The sequence below is a fragment of the Sporolactobacillus spathodeae genome, assembly GCF_016908935.1.
Lineage (GTDB): Bacteria > Bacillota > Bacilli > Bacillales > Sporolactobacillaceae > Sporolactobacillus > Sporolactobacillus spathodeae.
The window spans coordinates 1-4,387 of record NZ_JAFBEV010000045.1 but is presented as its reverse complement, the minus strand read 5'-3'; the positions used below and the strand labels follow the sequence as shown (position 1 = coordinate 4,387).

Annotated in this window: 3 protein-coding genes; 1 reads left to right on the top strand and 2 read right to left on the bottom strand. The window is 49.4% G+C overall.

Going from position 1 to position 4,387, the window contains the following annotated elements; genetic code table 11:
• Positions 1-303 precede the first annotated feature (303 nt).
• Entirely contained in the window at positions 304-2,889 is a 2,586-nt protein-coding gene (locus JOC27_RS13265) for an efflux RND transporter permease subunit (RefSeq protein WP_205007756.1), read from the top strand.
• A 254-nt stretch (positions 2,890-3,143) separates the two neighbouring features.
• Here JOC27_RS13265 and JOC27_RS13260 read toward each other — a convergent pair whose 3' ends face one another.
• Entirely contained in the window at positions 3,144-4,130 is a 987-nt protein-coding gene (locus JOC27_RS13260) for a bile acid:sodium symporter family protein (RefSeq protein ID WP_205007755.1), read from the bottom strand.
• 5 nt (positions 4,131-4,135) lie between these two features.
• Positions 4,136-4,387: hypothetical protein (locus JOC27_RS13255; RefSeq protein ID WP_205007754.1), on the bottom strand; the 252-nt coding region annotated here is incomplete at its 5' end.

Genomic DNA, 4,387 nt, shown 5'->3' with positions numbered 1-4,387 from the left:
AATTCGGAAAAGTCGCTCCTAAATCAAGGAAAGTCGCACCGAATTTTGAGAGTCGCACCAAATCGAGGAAAAGTCGCACCGAAATTCGGAAAAGTCGCTCCTAAATCAAAGAAAGTCGCACCAAATTACAAGAGTTAGACCGAACCGGGCAAAAGTAAGACCGAATCGGAAAAGTTAGACCGAATCCTGACAAATTTAGCCCTAAACCATGAAAAGGACCAGAGCTAGTTTTTCTGCTCTCCTGATGCAATCGGACGCTGCTGGGTAGACTAAGCAGACGGACGCGCAAAGGGAGGAAGCCGCTTGCAGACGATCTTTATTTCGGTCGCTACTTTAATCAACCGTCACGCGAAACCTGTGATCGCCAGTATTTTGGTCGTCACGATTCTGTTTGCGTGCGGACTCAGCAGGCTTCATCTTCAGATGGGCAATGATAGTTTTGTCAAACCTTCATCGCCAATTTATCAACACACGCTTATCTTTCAGCATCATTTCGGCGGTGATTCCTATTACATTCTGTTAAAAGGAAAGAAAGAGCTGCTGATCTCAAAAGAAACGGCACGCGCAGTCCGGCGATTCAGCGCTCAGGCATTGCGGATGCAACATATTAACGGGGCAACGAGCTATGTCACGGTGCTAGACGCGATACTTGCTAATGGTGAACGCGGGGACACGATTCTCGACAGCCGGCAGTTGGCGGCGACTGTCCTGAGTTTTCTTAATAAAAAACAAGAACAAACGCTGCAACAGGAAGTTTTCCAACAATTAAGCAGGCAGCAGAAAATAAAAATGGAAGATAAACTGCTGCATCTGCTCACGCCCCGACAAATTTTGCAGATCATTCACAAATTGCAAAACGAGCAGCTAATCCGCCAACCGCGCCAATCAGCGGATCAGCTGGCCATGGTGAATGGTTTGCTCACAGATGACCAGAAACATAGACTTTTGCATGCGGCTGCTGCGCTACTCAGTGATCGACAGCGGCTAAGCGTGCAGCGCCAATTCGTTCACGCGCTTCCGGGTGTCCGGCGGATGAACAGCGCCTTGTTGCAGCGGCTGATTTTTTCCGATCATGGACGGGTCGTGCAGCCGCTGCGTCCGCTGCTTCCCCAAAATGGCAGATACGCATTGATTGTGCTGCAGACCTCGGGTAACACCGATCTTTCAACCGATGTGAAAATGAGTCACGAAATTTCCCAACTGATTCAAAAAAACGGTTTTGACAAACGTCTTTCGGTAAAAGCGGCAGGACCGCCGGCGGTTCTCGGACAACTTGTTCCGCTGGCGCTCAAAACAATTATTCTTGTGCTCTGTCTCTCGCTCGCCTTAATGTTGCTGATCCTCTTGTTTGTTTTTCACGTCCGCCGTCGCTTGCTGTCCGCGGGATTGGTGCTAATCGGCAATATCTGGACATTTGGCCTGATGGGTTGGTGCGGGGTGCCCATTACGCTGGCAACAATGGCGGCAATGCCTGTCATTATTGGACTTGGCACAGATTTTGGCGTCCAGTTGCACAATAGATATGAAGAGGAGTACCGGAAACAGGCCGATGCGGCGCTCGCGGTAAGCCAAGCGATTCAGCATATGGGTCCGGCCGTTGGCATTGCTGTATTCATTATGGCGCTCAGTTTTCTGACACTTTTATATTCAGAGGCACCGATCATGCAGCAATTCGGAGTGACACTCGCTGTCGGTGTCGTTTTCTGCTACCTGATTTCCCTGACGCTTTTATTTGCTATTCTCCGTTTGCTCGATCATAAGAACAAGCCGCTTCTATCGGAAAGGAGCAACTATTTTATCGCAGCACGTCTCAACGCTTTGACCGGATCGGTCGGGAAAGCGCCGATTCCGATACTTGCTCTTGCCGCACTATTGGCTGTCGCCGGATTTTATTCGGAACAATCGATTCCGCTGGAAACTAATTTTCAAAAATTGATTCCTCAGCATTTGCCGGCACTTGATCAGACGAATCAACTGCAGCGGATAGCCGGCTCCTCGATTTATTTGACCTATCTGATCAGCGCACGGGATGTGACAGCGCCAGCTGCGCTGCATGCGATTGAACATTTCGGTCGGATCGAGCAGAATAAGCATCGCGAGATTGAGGCGGTCACAAGCCTGCCAGCACTGCTTACGAAATTGACGCCATCGGTCCCAAAAAAATACGTTTCGGTCGCTTCGCGCATGCGTCAGTTGCCCGCACCTGTTCGGCAAAAGCTCCTCAGCGGCGATCATCACTTTGCCACAGTCCAATTTCGCGTCAATCAAAACCTGCCAGCTGCCGATCTATTGCGCGTTATGAATCAAATTAGCAGCGATCGCCAGACGTATGCGGGTATCCGCGCGGTGCCGGCTGGACCGGAAGTGATGATGCTGCAGGGGATGGATAATATTGGTGCGCACCATCTTCTCTTGATTGCGGCGGGACTCGCAAGCAGCTTTATTGGGTTGCTCGTTGTCTATCGACGGCTAAAATATGCCTTTTACCCGCTGCTTCCCATCCTTTTTGTGCTTGGCTATTCACCGGGAACACTGCAGCTGCTCGGTCTCTCCTATAACCCAATCACGATTACCTTAAGCGCACTTGTGCTTGGTATTGGCACGGAATTCACGATACTGATTATTGAGCGCTATCGCGAGGAGAAAAAGCGCGGGATCGCGGCGACCCAGGCAATTCAAACGGCTGTTTGCAATGTGGGACAGGCGATCATGGTCTCTGGATTAACGGTAATTGGCGGCTTTTCGACATTGACCATGACCGGATTCCCGATGCTGAACGCGTTCGGTGTGATTACCGTTCTTGACACAGCCTATTCGCTGCTCAGTGCGTTGATTGTTTTGCCCGCACTGATGTTTTTATTTCAGAGCAAGCAAGGTGTCCTTCAGTGAAACACACCGACATTCCAATACCGGGCAACGTTGCTCACTTGCTTGGAAATTCAAGTAGAGGTTACAACTCTTTTACCACGGCTTGTCTCGACCCTTAAGTTCTGTTTCTTTTTTGCAGCTTGGTATCTGCACGCGCAGCTTTATAAAAAAGGGTTTTTAGGCGAAAAAAAGCGCAGGTCCCAATCCGAAGTGTGAACGACTGGAACCTGCACTTTATTAATTGTTATTTCTACGGCGTTACATTAATCAGCCGATTACTCAGCAGATACAGTTGCGGTAGAAAGGGGTTGTTCATTTTTCTTTGCTTCTTCACGCATCGTTTTGCTTGCCCAATAGGAAGCAAGCGTCGAACCGGACATATTATGCCAGATGCTGAACAATGTGCCGGGAACTGCGGCAATCGGCGAGAACAAAGCCATCGCTAGCGTCGCAGCAAGCCCGGAATTCTGCATACCGACTTCGAACGTGATCGCCCGGCTCTTCGGGTGATTCATACCGAGCAGGCGGCTGAATAGGAAGCCGAGTCCATAGCCGAGCAGATTGTGGAGGATAACCACAGGAATAATAACCAATGTTTCAGCTGTAAACATCGTGGCACTGTTGGCAGCGACGACACCGCTCGCGATCAAGATGATCGAGACCGTTGAAACGAGAGGGAGCGCTTCGTTTGCTTTTTCCACATGCTTGCCGAGCAACGCATTTACGACAACGCCAAGTACAATTGGGAGGATGACGATTTCAAGCACACTCGTGAAGAGAGCTGCCGTTGGGATGCTAACCCAATGTCCGGCAAGAAGCCAAAGAATAAATGGAAGCATCACCGGAGCGATTAGTGTAGACACTGCGCCAACGGAAACGCCGAGGGCGACATCGCCTTTAGCGAGGAAAGCCATGACATTAGAAGAAGTGCCGCTCGGACAGCTGCCGACAAGCAGAACACCAACTGCAAGCGCGCTTGGCAGGCGGAATGCGTAGCAAAGCGCGAGCGCAACAAGCGGCATGATTAGGTAATGCGCGCAAACACCGATCAGCACATCTTTTGGACGTTTGAAAACTTCGGCGAAATCAGATCTTTTTAGTGTTAGACCCATGCCGAACATGACGACGCCAAGCAAGTAGGCGATATAGGGAACGACCCAAGTGATCCAATGTGGCTGAAAATAACTAAGTACTGCTGCAGCAAGTACGAATAATGCGAAGTACTTGCCAAGAAATTTTCCAACGGCTTTAACGGTTTTCATAAAAATTATCCTCTCTGTTTTCGTATTTTTTGATCCTGCATGGCTTTCTTTTTTTTAGGCTCTGTTAAAGTCTGTTGTTGCTTATTATCACCTATTGCTATGTGTTCGCTTGCCGCGGGCGCACCGCGAGCCTCCTCGGACAGGCAAAAGTCTGCGGGGTCTCGCAGGCGTCTCACACATTGCCTTTTTGTCATTAAAATTAACATTAAATTTTTAACAGAGCCTTTTTTAAAACTTTTCTCTCTAGAACCATGTGT

Coding starts and splice junctions, on each gene's coding strand:
- JOC27_RS13260 (WP_205007755.1), bottom strand. CDS start 4,130: ATGAAAACCGTTAAAGCCGTTGGAAAATTTCTTGGCAAGTACTTCGCA.